Origin of the sequence: Aquimarina sp. AU58 (genome assembly GCF_900312745.1) — a bacterium.
GTDB lineage: Bacteria > Bacteroidota > Bacteroidia > Flavobacteriales > Flavobacteriaceae > Aquimarina > Aquimarina spinulae.
The window spans coordinates 1,548,695-1,563,082 of record NZ_OMPD01000014.1 but is presented as its reverse complement, the minus strand read 5'-3'; the positions used below and the strand labels follow the sequence as shown (position 1 = coordinate 1,563,082).

The following is a 14,388-nucleotide window of genomic DNA, read 5'->3' as shown; positions in this document are numbered from 1 at the left end:
CCAGAACTTGCTTATTTCAATACAGAATAAAAATAATAGTATTTTATGGTTAGAAAAATTACGCTGTAATAATTGATTTAATCCATTATAAAACTAAATCCTCCTGAAAACAAACTAGAGCTTAGTCCAGAGTTACGTTCATATTGTCTAAATCGAAAATCAATACTTTTTAAACCAAGTTTCCAGATATGGAATTTTGTAAAAATATCGGTATAACTAATACCAAAACCATATTGATTTGCATCAAAACCAGATAAATCATAATCCGAGGTATAGAATTGCTGTGTAGACAGATGTTGGTTAAATGGTGCAAAATAATCTGCTTTTGTTTGTGTATAAAAACGATATGAAGGATACAGTGTAAATTTATCTGTGATTTTAATCGGTATTTCTATACTTGCGGTATGCGAATTAATTCCCCAATCATCTGTATAATACCTATAAAATGTTCGTATTGTAAAAATTTCATTAATATAATAATGTAATCTTCCTCCTGCAGCTATTTTAAACCTAGAGTCCGGTAATCTTTCTACATCATCACCATATGTAAATTCTTCAATAACTACATCGGTCACATCTGCAAATTGTACCCGTTGAAACGGTGTTGACAAAAGGCCTTCCTGTTGAATAAAATCTAATGAAAGAGATCCTTGTAACCTTTTAGACAAAATTTGTGAAAATCCTAATCCTACAGAATACGAATTACGAGATTCATCATCAAACTTCGTAAATGTAGGCTGATCCCTTAATTCTGAGGGATATATTGCTTTCCATGTATCTAGAAACACATTAGCTTTTATGCTTAATTCTGTATTTTTTTCATTAAAAAGTCTTGAATAACTACCGCCAAAGCCTATAGAAAAATAATCATACTCGGTTGCGACCGCAATATTGGCCGACCACACACTATTTCGATCATCACTACTATGACTATAACTTCCTGATATTGTCGTTAACACATCTTTTTGTGATGCTCCGGAAGAAGCTACAAAAGGATTTGCAGCACCATTACCATCAAAAGGGTTAACATTACTAGAAGAAGCCGATGAATATGCCGATATTCCTGCATCTATAGTTAATACATCATCATCATTTAGTGGGATAGAAACCACTATTGTTGGAGTAAGATCAGTGAGTTCTTCTGTACCTACACCACCTGTAACGGCAGCATTATCTCCATCCTGAGTATAATAACTCATCAAAAAATCTACTTCTGCAGATTCTAATACTCTCTTTTTGTATGTTGTTGTATCATCCTGTTGTTGCTCCTGTGCGGTTACAATCACTATAGATAATAATGCTATTATTAAAGGAATTTTTCTCAAAGATCTTTACTTTATAAAAGTTTTTAGTATGTTTTTAAATTCTTTACTTAAGAGGAGGAGTACCTCTTAATTACAACCACATCCTCCACCTGTTTTTCCTCCATTTGCTCCAGCAGCAGATTCTCTATATGCCTGAAAATTAGTTTCAAAACGATCAATTTTTTTGAGCGCTAATTCCATATCAGGGTCATTGATTTGTACTTTTTCGTATTCTTTTACAGCTACACATGAGTTAAGAGAAAGTACTAGTACTAAAAGTATTGGTATCAACTTATTCATAAAGTACGTTTTATAAGAATTATTGTTATTTATTATCTATCTTAATATGATCAGAGGTATGAATATTTCCCTGATCATCAATTATAATACATTCAATCCCTTTTAATTGATTGATTCTATTTAATCCCGTTTCAATTCCCATCACAAAAACAGAAGTTGCCAATGCATCTGCTAACTCAGCTTTTGGAGCAAAAACTGTAGCGCTTACAACACCAGTAGATGGGTATCCTGTTCTGGGGTCAATAATATGAGAATACCGTTTACCATTTAAAATTACGTATTTTTCATAATTACCAGAAGTCACTACGGCTTTTTCTACCACTGGTAATAGTGCAAATGCATTATTTTTATTCAAAGGATTGGTAATTGCAACTTTCCACTCACTCCCATCGGGTTGTTTTCCCCAGGTATTCATATCTCCAGAAGCATTTATGATTCCGGCTTTTACTCCTTTACTTATTAAGAGGTTTTTGGCTTTATCTGCTGCATATCCTTTGCCAATAGCTCCAAACCCTATCTTCATCCCCTTTTGGGTTAGAAATACTGTAGATTTCTTTTTATCTAAAACAATATACTTGTACCCTACTCTCGCTACTGATGCTTTAATTTCCTCTTCAGAGGGCATTTCTTTCATGCTATTATCAAATTTCCAAATTCGATCCATCGAGGCATAACTAATATCAAATGCGCCATCTGTTAATTTAGAAATCTGAATAGCTCTAAATATTAGGTCGAAAAGTTCTGCATCAACTTTCACGGGATTAATTCCTGCGTTGTCATTAATTAGAGAAGTTTGGGAGTTTTTGTCCCACGAAGAAATCAATTTTTCGATTCTCTGAATTTCTTCGATAGCAATATCGATGTATTGATTAGCAGTTGTCTTATCTTTTTCGACAACAGTAATATCAAAACGACTTCCCATTAGTTTTAGGGTACGCTTATATATTTGCTGTGAGAAACTACTACTTATAGTAGCCAGGAATAAAAGGGTAATGAAAAATCTCAAAATATTATTTAATCATTGTACTTAGCATTTCTAAGTATGTATTTGGTGTTACTTTTTTATAACCAACTTCTCCAAGTTTTTTGCCATTCTTATCTAAAACAACAACTAATGGGAAACCTCCACTTTTATTGTATTTCTCGGCCAACGCATTATTCTGATGCTGTAAAGCTTCGGGTAATTGGTTTTTTTTCTTACGCGGAAAATCGGCTTTTAATAATACGTAATGTTTTTTGGCATATCCCTGAAATTCTTCTGTATGCAAAATCTGTTTCTCTAATTTAATACAGGGTGCGCACCAATCAGAACCGGCAAATACCAAAATTATATTTTTATCATTTTCCTGTGCAATTCTTTTTGCTTCTTTAAAATTGGTTAGCCATTCCTGGGCACTTACCCAATTAATTCCCGAAAATATCAGGAAGACAACTACAATAATCTTTTTCATATCAATGTAAATCTACCTTATAGTAACTATTCAAATTGTTAATTAGTACTTAAAATTCGTCTTAAGGTCATAATACGTACTAAGTCTAAATAATTATTAAAAGAACAATTTTTATACCGAACAAGACTATATACTTACTCTTATTTACTACAACCTTTAATTTGGCCTCTATTTATAATACAGTTATATAAAAAAATACCCTACATTGATTAGTCATTTTTTTACAAAAAAACGGAAACACCTGTGGGTATTTCCGTTTTTCGAGAATGAATTAACATCCAAAATATATTATAAAGCCTTATAAACTAAAGCTTAGGACATCTTTTGCAATTAGATTTTCCTTTCTTTTTATATTTTTTACAACATTTTTTCTTTTTCCCTCCACAGGCTATTTCACAATTGACAGCCGGACAAGGAGAATATAATGATGGAGTACCTGAACTTTGCACTGATATAATTTTTATTGAATCTAAATAAAGTACAAAAATATAAAAAAAAGATTCCAAAAAAAGGAATCTCTATTTTATCTTTATTAACTTATTAACAATCATTTAGGTTCTTCTGCTGCTTGAAAAGTGTTGATATCTCTATCAAATAAATAATGACCAGACCTATCGTCGCCAATAATTTTAAGTTTATCTAACAATGTTCGTGCTGTTGCCTCTTCTTCTAGCTGTTCTGCTACATACCATTGCATAAAATTATGTACATTATAATCTTTATGTTGCAGGCACTCATATATAACATTATTAATTTTTCCTGTAACAAATTCTTCGCTTTCCAAGAACGTTTCAAAAAGCTCCATCAACGATTTAAAATCATCCCTAGGTTTGTCTACTGCAGGAATAACAGCATTACCACTTCGTTCATTAATAAATTTAACCAGCTTGGTCATATGTACTCGTTCCTCTTCTGATTGCGTATAAAAAAAATCTGCAATACCGTTATATCCACGAGTATCCGCCCAACAAGCCATCGAAAGATATTGAGCAGAAGCTTTTGCTTCATATTTTATTTGATCATTTAATAGTTGTTCTATTTCTTTTATCATGTTTATTTAGTGTTGTTCGATAATATCGAACTAAAATACATAATTCTATCAGAACAAGAAACAATTACATCACCCTCCCTTGCTGGTTTCGATAATTTGTCTTCAAAAAAGTGAATTCTACTATATAGGCAAAATAGGATTAACTTTTTAATCACATATACTTACAAAATAAAATAAGTATTGAGCTTTATCTCTTTTATCAAAATAAGAACTACATTAGTTTAATATCCTTCTCATCAGAAGGGTCAAGAATAGCTGCTTTTACATCTACATTTGCCTCTACCATATATTTTGACTTTTCGTTAGAGGTAAATTTACTCACCTTTCCAAGTGCGCCAAGAGCTCCTCCTTTTTCAGCTAATGAATCTGCATTAGATTTTAACAACTTAAATGGTAAAACAAAAGGGATTTCTTTTACTTCTCCTGGTTTAATAGAATAAGTGTCAGAAAACTTAACCATACCCAAATCAAAAGATTCCTTGCTCTTGTCATCTCCTCGTCCTGTTGTAAACTCTTCTACTAATTTTATTTCAACTTCGACAATTTCTTGTTCGCTTTTGGTGGTTAACACAACCTTACCTTCTACTTGTTCGCTTTCTTTAGAAACTTGTCCAGGTACTTGTAACTCAACCTTTACCCCGCCAATACCTAACTTACTTTTCACTTTATTAAGAAACCCCATATTTATTAGTTTAAATTAATTATTGAATACCATTTATTTTTATATCTCATCATCTTTTTGTTGAATTTTATAGAGCACCAACAGTTCTTGTAGTTCATATATTTTGCTTTCTACATCTTCGATACTTGTATCTTTTTCTCCAGATTGTATTTGATTTTCGAGTAGCATATCGTTTTTTGCTTCGTCCATACCATTCATAATAACCCCTATAAACAAGTTTAAGAAAATCATAGTCCCGATAAGGACAAATGAAACGAAGTAAGTAACCGAGAGTACTAAAGCGCTTTTTGAGTTTATACAAAGGTTCATATTACCATCATACCCATAATTCTCGCATCCAAACATATTTATGTACATAATATCTGTCCAATCTTCTAAGGTTACTATCCTAAATAGGGATAACATTGATCTTTGTAAATCCTGAAAATGTATTGGGTCATTTTCTGAAAAGAAGAACACACCGGCTACAGCATAGATATAAAAGAGCAACAATAATAGAATAGAAACATATCCCATAGAAGGGATACTTTTTAATAGTGCTCCTACCAACATTTGAAGTTTTGGTAATGCTTTTATAAGTTTTAAAACTCTTAATAAGCGTAGTAAACGTAATATGGCTATAGAACTTCCTCCAAAAGGAAGAAATGCAGCTGCTACAATAATAAAGTCAAAAACATTCCATCCATCTGTAAAATAAAGCCAGGGTTTTCTTCCTTCTGCAATAACTTTTACAACGATTTCTATAATAAAAACTCCTAAAATTATTTGATTTAACAATTCTAGCACTTGTTCATGCTTTGAAGAAAATTTGGGATACGTAGCAATCCCAACCAGAACACCTGCAACTAAAATTGCAATTGTGACCAGGTTTTGAAACCATTTACTTTTACTTATTGATTTACATAGATTTACCATAAAAGTTTTTAATATCAATTGTGAGAAAAATTTTACTAGTAAAGTTTCTATTAAAAAATGCCTATAGAAGTTTATAAAGACATGTATATAATAATACAAATGCAATTCTTAAAATCTATAATTGGTTTACTATACTGTTCAAAAGTACCCAAACATAAAGTCTATTTCTAAATGGATTGGCCTAAAAAAACAACTATTACTGTTTGAATTAAGTGTTTTTTTAGTATTATACCTGAAAGTTGACTAATCTAACGAAAACAATACGATAATTAATAGTATGGTAATTTGTCATTTTTAGTCAATTAATTTTATCTTCTTTAAATTGACGTTTCATGCCTCTATAATTGAAATAATCATAATTACCCATTTTTAATAAAATTAAGATTAGTATCACTTCATTTTTAAACAATAATTAATGAACAACTTAATATACAAATGAATTAAAATGCTTTGAATCTTCATCCTTTCTTTGTTTTAAACAAACATTCCTTAGTAACATACCTAAAGGCAAATCTTTAAGAATAAAAAATATATTCAAAATTTTAATATAGCTTTTGTGATGAATACACCCAAAAAAGGGACGAATGAGATGTTGAATAAAAAATGAAAGGTAAAATAGATTATCTATTCTAATTTTGAAACATAGATTTCTCTAAAAATAGCATTTAATGAAGTTATTAGAACTTAGGTCAAGATTTAGTTTCATAAAAATATGACTATGCTACTTTCTCAAAAGCAATATAATTAACCAATTTACCATGTTTATCCCAAACCGGAAATCCTTTAATTTGACATAAATATGGGGTTTTATCTTTTTTATAGTTTACAATCGATACTTCAAAAGGAGTCTCACTATCTATAGCAGTTCTTATTTTTGCAGATGTCTTGGTACATGTATCTTCACCCTGAAATATTTTTGGCGAATTGCCTATAATTTCATTAGGTAAATATCCACTTAGTTTTTCAATATTTTGTGAAGCGTATACAATTTTAAGATTGGGATTCGTGATAACAATAACAGATTGTTCTTGAATAAATTCTTGGTAATAGTCTCTCGTAAAATTCCAGTTTTTGGTAATTTTCTTTAACGTATTAAGATCTTCTTTAAAGCTTTCTAATACTGAAAGGTGTTCTCCATAAAACTCCCATGAAACTAATGGTAATACCCTACTAGATGTCTCTTCATGATGTTTCGCAACCACACTGTCATACTCATACAATTCATTCATTACAATTTCATTTTAATACATTACTAACACCAAAAACTATTCTAGTGCTTACCATTTAAACTGTAAAGTTGTATACCAGGTTAAAGGCTCGGAGGGTATAATCCCTGGGCCAGGATAACCAGTAGCTCTTCTGGTAAAATAATCGGTATCTAAAACATTATTTACTCCTGTTTCCAGTTTAAATTTCTTATATCTATAAGAAACTGAAAAATCAAGGATATGGTATGATGGGATTTCTCCAATAATACCATTACGACTATCTCCAGAAGGTGCATTAGTAGCATTGGTTACATCTGTAAACTGTTCTGACAAATAGGTGAATTGTGTGTTAGCCAGAAAGTTTTTGTAACCAAATTTTAATCCCGTCTTTAAATTCACTGCTGGTATAAATTCAACTTTTTTACCTTTCACCCCTGCTTCTTCAGACTCTATATATTCTGATTCTGTAAAAGATGCATTAACAAACCAATTAAATCTAAAATCTGAGTTTCCTTCATAAAATGTATTAAGAATATTCCAATCCATAAAAGTCTCTACCCCATAAATAAATGCTTTCCCTATATTCTTTCTAACTCTATTGGCTCTGTCGTCTAATACGATCCCAATTCGATCATCGTATAGCAATCCAAAACCTCCAATATCATAAGACAGTTTATTTCCTCCTATTTTTCCTCTAACGCCAAAATCGGCAGTAAAACCTTCTTCATCAGAAATATCGGGATCAATTATAAAAGTTGGGCTTACTACTCGAATATCACTAAAAGTAACCGATCTATAATTCTGAGATAAATTGGCATATGCTTCTAAATGAGTATTTGGCTTATAACTGGCTCCAATACCAAAAAGTAAAAATGAGCGATCCAAAGTTCTGTTATCTACTAAAGTCGTATTAGATATAGGATTTCCTGCCAAATCAAAATTAACCTGGTTATAACTTCCTTCACTTTCGGTTTTAATATATTCAAATCTAAAACCAGGAGTTACTGAAAAGCGATCAGAAATATTAAAAATATGCTCTCCAAATAGTGCTACATTCAGGTTAGGAAAATCAAAATCAGATTGGTTTGGGTAATCTGGAAATGCTTGTGAAGCAAAGTCAAAATTTGCATTAGTTCCTATACTTCCCGGGCCTTGTCTAGAGTCATTATTAGCCTGATAATATTTTGAACCTATTAAAAAAACTGATTCCTTACCAAACAAATTGTATCTACTTAATAATCTAGCCTCTGCACCCCAATTTCTAAAGTTACCTACAATCAAATCACGTGGAAAAGCAAAATTACCATTAGCATCTGTTTCATCTACATCCGTAATAGGGTTTGAGTTTAGTATAAAAGGATTTCCTCTAAAACCTACTGCTTTTCGAGAAGCATCAAGACCAAAAAGATTTAAACTAAAGTCAGTCTTATCAGAGAATTTATGTTCTAATTTTAGAGAGAATAATTTCCAGTTTACATCAAACCAATTCCTGGTTCTATTGCTAAATTCTGGGTTTTCATCGAATTGAGTATCGGTTAGCCCTCCCGGTTGTTGTGCCAGATAATCAAGATATGTGGCTTCAAAAGTTAGTTTTGTTTTATCGGTAAAAGCATACCCAATATTTGCGTAAAAGTTTTTAGAATCAAATTCTGAATTTGGTCTATAACCATCACCTTTTTTATAATTAAAATAAGTGTAATAACTAAACTTACCTAAAGTACCACTAATGCTATTAAAACTCGTAAATAAATTAAATGATCCTAATGATTGCCTGGATATAAGTTCTATTTTTTTATTGGGATTGGGTTGCTTCATTTTAAAATTGATGAGTCCTCCAAACTGAGTTCCATATTGTAATGATGCAGCCCCGCGAACAACTTGTATTTCACTCAAAGCTTCTGCAGGAGGAGTATAATAACTCTCGGGGTATCCTAAAACATCGGCACTTATATCGTAGCCATTCTGTTTAATGTTAAAATTAGCAGATCGGTTTGGATCTAATCCCCTACCTCCAATATTAAGCTGAAGGCCTGCATCACTGTTTTCGTATATATTTAATCCAACGACCTGAGCATAAATCTGCCTAGAATTATTTGAAGCTAAATTACCAACGGTTTGATCTACTAAAATCACTTCGCTTTTTTTACCTGCAAAAATTGCAGTTCCTTCTACAGGTCTAAGTTGTTTAAGTCCAAAAATCTTTTCTTTTCGTTGTGTGATCAAAACTTCAGAAAGTTCTTCTCCAAGAGGTTTCAACACAAAATCTTTTGATGCATCTCCTTCAATCTTTATGTGCTGTTCCAAAATTTCAAAATCAAAACTAAAAATGGTAATCAGATACTCTCCCTGTGGTAAGTCTGCAAATTTAAATTGACCATCGGTATTTGTAATGGTCTGCTTACCGTTAGTTCTGTTATATACTTCGGCATTTGCAATGGGTTGATTATCCAGATTTGTTACTGTTCCCTTAAATTGATATTGCCCAAAAACTGAGCTTATTGTTAATAATGTTCCAAAAAATATACTATAATCCCTTAATTTCATCCTTAAATGGAATAATCCAATTTTTATGTTTAAATGATTCTTTTTGTTTTCCCAAATCTACTGTTGGATCTATATATTGTGTACTTAATCTACCATTAAGTGCTACATAGCTCTCGACAAATACTTGTATGTTTTGATGCCCTTGACTTTCAAAATGTTTTTTTAGATAATGAGCATATTGTAATATAAAATCAGGTTGCGATGCCATTTGTTTTTGTTGAAAAGCCGTAAGAAAATCGTCGTTATCCACATAAAATCGCTTTTTGGTTACACTATCAACAATTTTAAAATTAGCATAGCCCGCTTTTTCCATCAACATTACCCTCCACGAAAACCGAAACCCTTCTTCTGTCCAGAATAACTCTCCCGGGTATAATATATATCTAAACGGTAACAGCAATTGAATAGCAAAGAATATAGTTATAGAGGTTAAAAGGACTTTATTTTTCTTGGGAAAAAACTGTAGTGCCGTATTGGTATCAAACTGTACCTTGTTTATTTTAAACACTTTCGAAATAAAATCTAATATTTTATGATGAAGATTAGCATCAAAAAATATTAATGTGCTCACAATCATGATATAAGGAAACATTCCTATAGGAAAGAGAACTCGGGTTAAAATATGAAAGATAACGACCAGAATAAAAGCAAAAGGTCTCGTTTTTCTATATAATAATAATAGTGGAATCGTAAGATCATAAATCGCACCCGAATAGCTAAATAGATAATGCATCCATTCTTTTTGCATCAAATCTCCCAAAAGAGGTACACCGTATTTAGAAGGTAACCATATTTTAAGAGGCATTGCTTTTACCAGCCAATCAGAATTAAGTTTTGCCAAACCGGCATAAAAATACACAATCCCTAAAAGTAATTTGATAACATCAATTGTCCAGTTAGGAATTAATTGATAAGAAATTCTTTTCAGTTTTGCATCTAATGCATAATACCGATTTGCAGGTAAAAAAATCATTACAAAACTAAGTAGACTTATAAAATAGTAATGATTAAGATATGTTGTCTTATCCATCAATTCTATGTAAGTAAAACTGATAAAAAAAGTAACTATTGCAATCCTATATTTAAAACCAAGTGCTATAAAAATTGTAGAAATTCCGCATATGGCAAAAATAATGTAGGTGTAGATTCCTATAGGTTTTACCCATTCGAAACCATAATATGAGAAAAAAAACTTAGGCTGAATGTATAGTTTATCGATCCATCCGTAGCTCCAAAAACGAATAATACTAATTAGCATCATTACTCCAAAAAAAATACGAAAGACTGCAAGTGGTGCAGCCTCCGTTGTTTTTTTCAGATATTCGTTACGTTTAAAAGTCATCTAACAATATATGCAAATTTAATCTCCATCGGCATCAACAAAATCTACACGTATAGACATTGCAGAAAGCATATCTACCTTAAGAAAAACTACATTTTTCTGTAATTCATCATAGGTTTGTGTCATTAAGGTATTGTTGGTACGAACCTGAGATGATAAATCGTCATCCAGACTTGATGCTTTTGTTCTTGCCGTATTAAATTGGTTATTGATAAGCGTACTTAAATCTTCACCATTTTTAATCGTATTTAAGAAATCTAAATATGTTTTTAAACTTTCTCCTGTAGTCGTACTGCCAAAATGTTTTCCGTTAAAGAAATCTTGTAATGCACTAAGATTAGCATTAAAAAGTGCCTTAGATATATCTCCCTTATAAAAAGCTTCAACAGTAGTATCCAATGGAGAACCTGAGAATACACCTGCAGGTATTCCTATTTTGGCTGCACGTAAATGTTTTTCATAATGAAAAATAAAATCATTAGTCAATTTATCTAATGAGCTTGTAGCCGAAGATCCACTATTACTTATAAAAGTGCCTCTATAACTTCCTTTCCAGGCATTTAAAACCTCATCGGTAAGATTATTCATACGGTCTACCAAATCAGACAAGTACTTTTTATAACCAGCAGCATTAGCATTGGTAGTATAAAACTCTACAATTCCTGTATCGGTAGTTGATAATCCATTCAAAAGATAATCCAACGCTCCAAATCCTTGTTCGTCCTGTTTTGTTACCGAAGTAAAATCATAAGTCCCAGAAGTAATATTAGTTTCTATTTCTGCTACAGTAACAGGATATACATTCATAAAATTTCTTAGCGAAAGTTCTTCTGCTTTTCCTATTTCAAACATACTAACCGATTGCCATGAGGTATATGCTTTTATCCAGGCATTCCTTAGCGCAACAAGATTTGCTGCATCGGTTGTAGTTACAAAAGTAGAGGTTGCCGTTCTTAAAGCAATTATATCGGTAGAAAAACTTTGATATGAAGGTATAACTATATTATCTGCTATATTAGTTAATAATGCTTTTCGGTCAAAATTATCTGTAATACCGCCTGTATCATTCGAATCATCACTCGATGAGCAGCCCGCTATAAAAAATAGCGCAACCAAAACTAAAAATAATGATTTCTTCATCTTATTTTTATTTATTCTTAATAAATTTTTGCAAATGTAAAAAAAGAGGTTGGAAATGTTATAATTTCCAACCTCTTTTTTTAAACTTTATGAATTGTTTATTATTCTAGCTACCAGCTTGTGCTACAGTAAAACTAAATTTACCTGCAATAGTTTCTGAAATTGATTGCAAAGTTGCCGGAGTCACATCCCAAAGTCCGTTAGTACCTCCCATTAACTGATCTATTAATCCTTGAACCTCGGTTCTTGTTAAATAAGGAACATTACCTTGTGGTTTTCTTGTAAATTGTAGACTATATACAAATCCAAACCCTTCAGATAGGTCGTGAAATGCACTAGCATAATCTACAGTAGAGGCTTCTAACGCATTTTTTCCTTGTTGTAAATAATATATCGCTCTTACCGCAATAACTTGTGATATTTTTTCTCTAATAATCGCTGCTTGCTCATCACGTACATCATATCTTTTTGCAACAATAGCCGCTCTACCTAACTTAAATGCATCAAATATTTCTTTTGCAATACCTGCAAAATCAGAATCTCCTTCTACTCTTCCAATATACTTATTCAGAAAACTATCATCTTTACCTATAGTTTTATTTGGATCTGCTTTATCCTGAGAAGCTCCATATAGATAACCATAAGCTTCATCCCATTTATGCTCCATTGTAGTATAAGGCTTACCTTCTGCTACTACACCATTATTATTATTTTCTACATTAGAAGCTTCGTCTAGAACTAAAGTTCCTAAATAGTTATTTAAAGCCTGATCAGTCATTAAAGCTCCTATCAAACTCTTGGCAAATGCTTGGTTTAATTCTAGTCCTTTTGTATTAACATATCTTTTAGAACCTCCTCCTGCTTCTTGTATAACTCCTGCTACACCAGCCGAAGCATCTGTTGTCCAATTAGGAAAAACATCATCTACCTGGCTTTTTATCCAACTATCAAATTTATCCTTTATAGCTGCAGCGTCTGTTGCATTATCAGAAAAATAATCTCTTGATGCAGCCGTTTTACTTCTTACACTTTTACCAGATGCATTTAGACTAGCATCAGAAAAATCATTTGCTCCTTCTACATGAGCAAACATAGCATCCAAAATAGCTTCGGTACTTGTATTATCTTTTAATTTACTTACAATTTCTTCGGCCATTGCAATACGCGTAGTTTGACCACCAAAACTTACAGAGCTTTCATTATTACGCTCAAAAACGTAGGTTGAAGGTGCCACTACCTCTGTAGTATTGTCATCATCTGAAGAACAAGATCCTAAAATAAAGGCCCCTGATATACATACGATTTTTAGCAAATTTTTAATTTTCATTTCTTTTTATTTAGACTTAATATCAATTACTTATAAGTCTGCAAAGATATTCATCAAAATGAACTTGACAAAGTTTATTTATTCTAAATCTAAATTAAATTTAATTTTCAATACAAAAACAAATCTATCACACTGATTTTAAGAACAATAATTAATGGTATATAGAAAATATTTTGGTAGCCTCGTTATGCGAAGATTCAAAACTTAGTGTTTTGATATTTGTTTCGGCATGTACTGTTGTAAAATATGAGATCATACGTTCGGTAGGCATATTACCTGTTAATTCGTCTTTTGCCATTGGGCATCCTCCAAATCCTTGAATAGCTCCGTCAAACCGTCTGCATCCCGCTTTATATGCAGAATCAACTTTCTCAAACCAGGTCGTTGGGGTAGTATGTAAATGCGCTCCAAATTCAATTTCTGGATAAGCCGGAATTAAATTCGAAAACAAGTAATCAATAATTTCTGGTGTAGAAGTACCAACAGTATCTGATAATGAAAGAATCTTCACTCCCATCTTGCTTAATTTCTCGGTCCACTCTCCTACTATTTCCACACTCCATGGATCTCCATAAGGATTACCAAACCCCATAGAAAGATAAGCCACCACTTCTTTATTTGCTTTATCTGCGATGTGTAATATTTCTTGTAATGTGGCTACAGATTCTGCAATAGTTTTATGTGTATTTCTCATCTGGAAATTTTCTGAAATCGAGAAAGGATATCCCAAATAATTGATTGCTTCATGTTGTACTGCATCATTAGCACCACGAACATTAGCAATAATTGCCAACAATTTACTTCTGGTATCAGAAAGATCTAATTGCGACAAAACCTCTGCAGTATCCACCATTTGCGGTATCGCTTTTGGTGAAACAAAACTCCCAAAATCTATGGTATCAAAACCACACCGTAACAATGACTGAATATACTGAACTTTTTTTTCGGTAGGAATGAATTCTTTTATACCCTGCATAGCATCTCGAGGGCATTCAATAATTTTTACGTTTTCGGTCATTTTAGAGTAGCAAACTAAGAAATATTCAATTGTGTGTATAAAAGTATGATTATTTTTTAAAATCTAAAGCGTTTCGACACGATTAGAAACCTCATCTGGTTTTCTC

Annotated in this window: 13 protein-coding genes; all 13 read right to left on the bottom strand. The window is 32.0% G+C overall.

Translation table 11 applies throughout. The features are described 5' to 3' along the window. Positions 1-77 precede the first annotated feature (77 nt). Entirely contained in the window at positions 78-1,325 is a 1,248-nt protein-coding gene (locus tag DK441_RS18110) for a DUF3570 domain-containing protein (protein ID WP_370444327.1), read from the bottom strand. Positions 1,326-1,391: 66 nt separating this feature from the next. Next, complete coding sequence (locus DK441_RS18105) at positions 1,392-1,604, bottom strand: DUF4266 domain-containing protein (protein WP_025666040.1); 213 nt, start codon at positions 1,602-1,604, stop codon at positions 1,392-1,394. A 25-nt stretch (positions 1,605-1,629) separates the two neighbouring features. After that, a complete protein-coding gene (locus DK441_RS18100; RefSeq protein WP_109851935.1) occupies positions 1,630-2,526 on the bottom strand; it encodes an FAD:protein FMN transferase in 897 nt (298 codons plus the stop codon). Between the two features lie 88 nt (positions 2,527-2,614). Next, positions 2,615-3,055 carry a thioredoxin family protein gene (locus DK441_RS18095; protein ID WP_109851934.1) on the bottom strand — a complete coding sequence of 147 codons (441 nt, stop codon included), beginning with the start codon at positions 3,053-3,055 and terminating at the stop codon, positions 2,615-2,617. 547 nt (positions 3,056-3,602) lie between these two features. Further along, complete coding sequence (locus DK441_RS18090; RefSeq protein ID WP_109851933.1) at positions 3,603-4,106, bottom strand: ferritin; 504 nt, start codon at positions 4,104-4,106, stop codon at positions 3,603-3,605. A gap of 211 nt (positions 4,107-4,317) precedes the next feature. Continuing rightward, the gene (locus tag DK441_RS18085; protein ID WP_109851932.1) at positions 4,318-4,788 is read right to left on the bottom strand and encodes a sporulation protein; all 471 of its coding nucleotides are present in this window, start codon (positions 4,786-4,788) and stop codon (positions 4,318-4,320) included. Positions 4,789-4,827: 39 nt separating this feature from the next. Then, the gene (locus DK441_RS18080; RefSeq protein WP_109851931.1) at positions 4,828-5,703 is read right to left on the bottom strand and encodes an ion transporter; all 876 of its coding nucleotides are present in this window, start codon (positions 5,701-5,703) and stop codon (positions 4,828-4,830) included. 716 nt (positions 5,704-6,419) lie between these two features. Then, positions 6,420-6,932, bottom strand: coding sequence for a PAS domain-containing protein (locus DK441_RS18075; RefSeq protein WP_109851930.1), 513 nt, complete (start codon positions 6,930-6,932; stop codon positions 6,420-6,422). Positions 6,933-6,980: 48 nt separating this feature from the next. Further along, the gene (locus DK441_RS18070; protein ID WP_109851929.1) at positions 6,981-9,455 is read right to left on the bottom strand and encodes a TonB-dependent receptor domain-containing protein; all 2,475 of its coding nucleotides are present in this window, start codon (positions 9,453-9,455) and stop codon (positions 6,981-6,983) included. After that, complete coding sequence (locus DK441_RS18065; protein WP_109851928.1) at positions 9,436-10,797, bottom strand: HTTM domain-containing protein; 1,362 nt, start codon at positions 10,795-10,797, stop codon at positions 9,436-9,438. The genes DK441_RS18070 and DK441_RS18065 overlap by 20 nt, the downstream gene beginning before the upstream one ends. A gap of 18 nt (positions 10,798-10,815) precedes the next feature. Beyond that, positions 10,816-11,937: an imelysin family protein gene (locus DK441_RS18060; protein ID WP_109851927.1), complete on the bottom strand. Its 1,122-nt coding sequence runs from the start codon at positions 11,935-11,937 to the stop codon at positions 10,816-10,818. Positions 11,938-12,043: 106 nt separating this feature from the next. Continuing rightward, on the bottom strand, positions 12,044-13,264 hold the full coding sequence (locus DK441_RS18055; RefSeq protein ID WP_109851926.1) for a DUF4856 domain-containing protein: 1,221 nt from the start codon (positions 13,262-13,264) through the stop codon (positions 12,044-12,046). A 151-nt stretch (positions 13,265-13,415) separates the two neighbouring features. Further along, on the bottom strand, positions 13,416-14,282 hold the full coding sequence (locus DK441_RS18050) for a hydroxymethylglutaryl-CoA lyase (protein WP_109851925.1): 867 nt from the start codon (positions 14,280-14,282) through the stop codon (positions 13,416-13,418). Positions 14,283-14,388: the final 106 nt, after the last annotated feature.

Bases quoted from the DNA above. Each gene is read 5' to 3' on its own strand.
- DK441_RS18080 (WP_109851931.1), bottom strand. From the start codon at position 5,703: ATGGTAAATCTATGTAAATCAATAAGTAAAAGTAAATGGTTTCAAAAC.
- DK441_RS18090 (WP_109851933.1), bottom strand. From the start codon at position 4,106: ATGATAAAAGAAATAGAACAACTATTAAATGATCAAATAAAATATGAA.
- DK441_RS18095 (WP_109851934.1), bottom strand. From the start codon at position 3,055: ATGAAAAAGATTATTGTAGTTGTCTTCCTGATATTTTCGGGAATTAAT.
- DK441_RS18055 (WP_109851926.1), bottom strand. From the start codon at position 13,264: ATGAAAATTAAAAATTTGCTAAAAATCGTATGTATATCAGGGGCCTTT.
- DK441_RS18085 (WP_109851932.1), bottom strand. From the start codon at position 4,788: ATGGGGTTTCTTAATAAAGTGAAAAGTAAGTTAGGTATTGGCGGGGTA.
- DK441_RS18065 (WP_109851928.1), bottom strand. From the start codon at position 10,797: ATGACTTTTAAACGTAACGAATATCTGAAAAAAACAACGGAGGCTGCA.
- DK441_RS18100 (WP_109851935.1), bottom strand. From the start codon at position 2,526: ATGGGAAGTCGTTTTGATATTACTGTTGTCGAAAAAGATAAGACAACT.
- DK441_RS18105 (WP_025666040.1), bottom strand. From the start codon at position 1,604: ATGAATAAGTTGATACCAATACTTTTAGTACTAGTACTTTCTCTTAAC.
- DK441_RS18050 (WP_109851925.1), bottom strand. From the start codon at position 14,282: ATGACCGAAAACGTAAAAATTATTGAATGCCCTCGAGATGCTATGCAG.
- DK441_RS18070 (WP_109851929.1), bottom strand. From the start codon at position 9,455: ATGAAATTAAGGGATTATAGTATATTTTTTGGAACATTATTAACAATA.
- DK441_RS18075 (WP_109851930.1), bottom strand. From the start codon at position 6,932: ATGAATGAATTGTATGAGTATGACAGTGTGGTTGCGAAACATCATGAA.
- DK441_RS18060 (WP_109851927.1), bottom strand. From the start codon at position 11,937: ATGAAGAAATCATTATTTTTAGTTTTGGTTGCGCTATTTTTTATAGCG.